The following is a 3,423-nucleotide window of genomic DNA, read 5'->3' on the forward strand; positions in this document are numbered from 1 at the left end:
CTTTTCGCGGAAAACGAACAGGTTCGCGAGAAGTGGCAGAACCGGCTGCGTTACCTGCTGATCGATGAATATCAGGACACCAACACCTGCCAGTATGAGTTGCTAAAGCTGCTGGCTGGTCCGCGCGCCGCGTTCACGGCCGTGGGCGACGACGATCAGGCCATCTACGGCTGGCGCGGCGCCACGCTCGAAAACCTGGCGCAATTGGGCAAGGATTTCCCGAAGCTGCATCTGGTGAAGCTCGAGCAGAACTACCGCTCGACGGTTCGCATCCTGACCGCGGCGAACAACGTGATTGCGAACAACCCCAAGTTGTTCGAAAAGAAGCTCTGGTCCGAACATGGCATGGGCGATTCCATCACGGTGACCGCCTGCAACGACGAAGAGCACGAGGCCGAGTCGGTCGTGTTCCGGTTATCGGCGCATAAGTTCGAGCGGCGCTCGGCGTTCCGCGATTACGCGATTTTGTATCGCGGGAATTTTCAGGCGCGGATCTTCGAGCAAGTCTTGCGACGCGAGCGGATTCCTTACGTACTGTCCGGCGGCCAGTCCTTTTTCGATAAAGCCGAGATCAAGGACATCGTCGCGTATTTGCGGCTGATCGCGAATCCCGACGACGATCCCGCGTTAATCCGAGCGATCACCACCCCTCGGCGCGGAGTTGGCAATACGACGCTGGAGGCGCTCGGCGCGTTCGCGGGCCAGGCAAAGGTTTCGCTGTTTGAGGCCGTGTTCATGGGCGGGATCGAGGCGCGTCTTTCGGCGCGGCAGGTCGAGCCGTTGCGCGCGTTCTGCGACTGGATGCAGCGGCTGTCCGACCGGGCGGGGCGCGATCCAGCGACCGAAGTGCTCGACGACATGATGGAAGCCATCCATTACGAAGCGTATCTCTACGACGCCCACGACGAACGGCAAGCCCAGTCCAAATGGCAGAACGTGCTTGAGTTCTGCGAGTGGCTGAAGAAAAAGGGCACGAAGCCAGAAGTGGCGGGCGCGGAAGCGACGGGGTATGACAACGCCGATGGTTTCGGCGACGAAGGCAAGAACCTGCTCGGTCTGATCCAGACGGTCGCGCTCATGTCGATGCTCGAAGGCAAGGACGAGAATCCGGATGCCGTGCGGTTATCGACGGTGCATGCGTCAAAGGGCCTGGAATATCCGCACGTTTTCCTGGTCGGGGTGGAGGAGGGGATCATGCCGCACCGGGGCAATCCGGACGCCGATGCCGATGCACCCGTGGATGCGGGCCGTATCGAGGAAGAGCGGCGGCTGATGTATGTCGCGATCACGCGCGCGCAGCGCAGTCTGCATCTGAACTGGTGCAAGAAGCGCAAGCGGGCGCGCGAAACGGTGGTCTGCGAGGCGTCGCGGTTCATCCCGGAAATGCTTCTGGACGATGCCCCGCCGCCGACCGAAGAGGAAGCGCCGATGTCGCCGAAGGACCGGATGGCGCGGCTCAAGGAGTTGCTGCAGAAGCCGGCTTGATTTGTGGTGGCATAAGGCAGCATGCGCAACAGCGCAAAGCTCTTGCGTTTGTCTTTCTTGCCCACACGACGGCTAAGAAGTGCTTCGCACGAAGACCAGGAGCAAACTGTAGTCACCTTTATCGGCTGCACGCAAGGCGGTTAAGTAATCCGACCGGGCGTTATCCGCTTTAACCAAGGTCCCGTCGCCGCCCCACGAAAATGGCTCTTGTTTCATGCTGCGCAAGAGCGCATCAGCCATCATTCGTGAGTGTCGACCATTGCCGTTTGGAAAGGGATGAATCCATACCAGTTCGCGGTGAAATCGTGCGGCAATTTCATCGGGCAAGAATGTGCCGTTATCGACCCACCACTGCGTGTTATCGAAAAGGTTTCTGAGTTTGACGCTGACCTGCGTCCAGTCACATCCGATGTTTTTGTCGGATTTGCGGAACGTGCCTGCCCACGACCAGGTCTGGTCAAACATTTTCTTGTGAACGTTGCGACAGAACTCTTCACTGAGGACATCGACCTTGCGTTGACGGCGAGCCCATTGCACGGCCTGCATGATGTTCTCCTGCTCCCAGTCATTCAGGTCGCCCTTGGTAGTCAGGTGCGTCGGTATCAGTCCTGCAAGTTCGTCAGGGTCGAGCGGTGTCTGGCCGTCCTGTTCGTCTAAATCTATCGCCATAGGTCGGACCAGCGGCCCCTAAGCAGTTCCGCCGTTCTCTGCTCAACCTGTTTGCGAAGTCGGTCGGTTGCCGGACGCTGGTCTTCCAGACTCATGGTGTGCGCAACTCCGCTCACTTCCTGGAGGGCGATTGAGCGCGCCCGGTCTTCGACCACTTGAGTCAGTGGCTTTCGGGGCACCAGGGCATAAACAAGCTCGCAGTCCAGTCCCTCAGCCAACTTGCGCAGTTGTCCAAGCGTGATTCGCTCTTCGGCTTCCGCCGACTCCGATTTGTGCAGGCTCGAACCGGTAATGCCTAACCTGCCGGCTTGCTGTCGCTCGGTGAGCCCTAACGACTCTCGGATAGCCTTTAACCATCCACGCGGCGGGGGGCGACGGTTGGTCAAGCCCGAGTACGTTGCGGCCGAGGCTTGGACTTGCTCAAGCCGAAGCTGTCTCATTTTAGGATCCATCTTGCTGGCCTATAGGCTATCAAAAATTGAGAAAATGATAGCCTATAGTGACGTGATCATCAACTTTATGGTTCCCTGAAATGAAGCAAATACATGTGTTGGGCGTCATTCTAGTGAAGCGCGATTTAGCCGACTGCTTCGTTATAATGAATCAAGTGGTTAGAGCAGCTATCTCGCTATGCCGTATCAAGAACGCCTTATTGCTTCAATATATAGCAGCAGATATCTTTGATTTGCTGCACTGGAAGGCAGCAGAAGCCACGCAGTTTTGTTTTGAACGCCTGTTGCCCGGTTGGCCTTATGTATGGGACGTAGGTGTCTGAAGTTAGTTTAGAAGCTTTGTTTCGAGCTTCTACCCGCTATGTCGAGCGCAACGTCGAGAAATAGCGCCCGCATCTCCCGCACTTATTTACGGCAAGAAAAAGGCCCACAGTCCATCGGGATGCGGGTCTCAGCGGTAACTAGCTCAAATCAAAACCTTTGTAGTACGGAGCAGTGTTTGCGCAGGGCTTTTATTGGCAGAAGCTGAAACGACTACTTCGACGCCGCCACCATGTAATCGACGGCGGCCTTAACGTCGGCATCGGGCGCATTCGATCCACCTTTGGCCGGCATTGCACCCTTGCCGTGCAGCGCATAGCCGTAGACGGTGTCCATCGGCTCTTTCAGGCGCGCGGCCCAGGCGTCTTTATCGCCGAATTTCGGTGCGCCAAGCACGCCCGCCGCGTGACACGCCTGGCAGACTTGCGTGTACAGCGCCTTCCCGGCCTGCGATGCATCCGCGCCGACGAAGTGGCGAAAACCGGAACCATCGACG

General features: G+C 57.8%; 5 protein-coding genes. 2 read left to right on the forward strand and 3 right to left on the reverse strand.

Going from position 1 to position 3,423, the window contains the following annotated elements:
• The coding region (locus ACFFAR_RS28485) for a 3'-5' exonuclease (protein ID WP_375508934.1) at positions 1-1,485 on the forward strand (1,485 nt) is incomplete at its 5' end.
• Positions 1,486-1,557: 72 nt separating this feature from the next.
• On the opposite strand, the gene ACFFAR_RS28490 is transcribed toward ACFFAR_RS28485, so the two are convergent.
• Together ACFFAR_RS28490 and ACFFAR_RS28495 are read right to left on the reverse strand one after the other, a co-directional pair.
• Positions 1,558-2,154 carry a mobile mystery protein B gene (locus tag ACFFAR_RS28490; RefSeq protein ID WP_174365374.1) on the reverse strand — a complete coding sequence of 199 codons (597 nt, stop codon included), beginning with the start codon at positions 2,152-2,154 and terminating at the stop codon, positions 1,558-1,560.
• Positions 2,145-2,606 (reverse strand): mobile mystery protein A, encoded by a 462-nt coding sequence (locus ACFFAR_RS28495; protein WP_062168396.1) that lies wholly within the window; start codon positions 2,604-2,606, stop codon positions 2,145-2,147. Before ACFFAR_RS28495 ends, ACFFAR_RS28490 begins: the two co-directional genes overlap by 10 nt.
• A gap of 80 nt (positions 2,607-2,686) precedes the next feature.
• On the opposite strand from ACFFAR_RS28495, the gene ACFFAR_RS28500 reads away from it, so the two are divergent.
• A complete protein-coding gene (locus tag ACFFAR_RS28500; protein ID WP_075357070.1) occupies positions 2,687-2,929 on the forward strand; it encodes a hypothetical protein in 243 nt (80 codons plus the stop codon).
• A gap of 211 nt (positions 2,930-3,140) precedes the next feature.
• On the opposite strand, the gene ACFFAR_RS28505 is transcribed toward ACFFAR_RS28500, so the two are convergent.
• Positions 3,141-3,423, reverse strand: a 283-nt coding sequence (locus tag ACFFAR_RS28505; protein WP_375508935.1) for a c-type cytochrome, incomplete at its 5' end; no start/stop codon positions are given.

The sequence above is a fragment of the uncultured Caballeronia sp. genome, assembly GCF_964243625.1.
In the GTDB taxonomy this organism is placed as follows: domain Bacteria; phylum Pseudomonadota; class Gammaproteobacteria; order Burkholderiales; family Burkholderiaceae; genus Caballeronia.

Coding starts and splice junctions, on each gene's coding strand:
- ACFFAR_RS28500 (WP_075357070.1), top strand. CDS start 2,687: ATGAAGCAAATACATGTGTTGGGCGTCATTCTAGTGAAGCGCGATTTA.
- ACFFAR_RS28495 (WP_062168396.1), bottom strand. CDS start 2,606: ATGGATCCTAAAATGAGACAGCTTCGGCTTGAGCAAGTCCAAGCCTCG.
- ACFFAR_RS28490 (WP_174365374.1), bottom strand. CDS start 2,154: ATGGCGATAGATTTAGACGAACAGGACGGCCAGACACCGCTCGACCCT.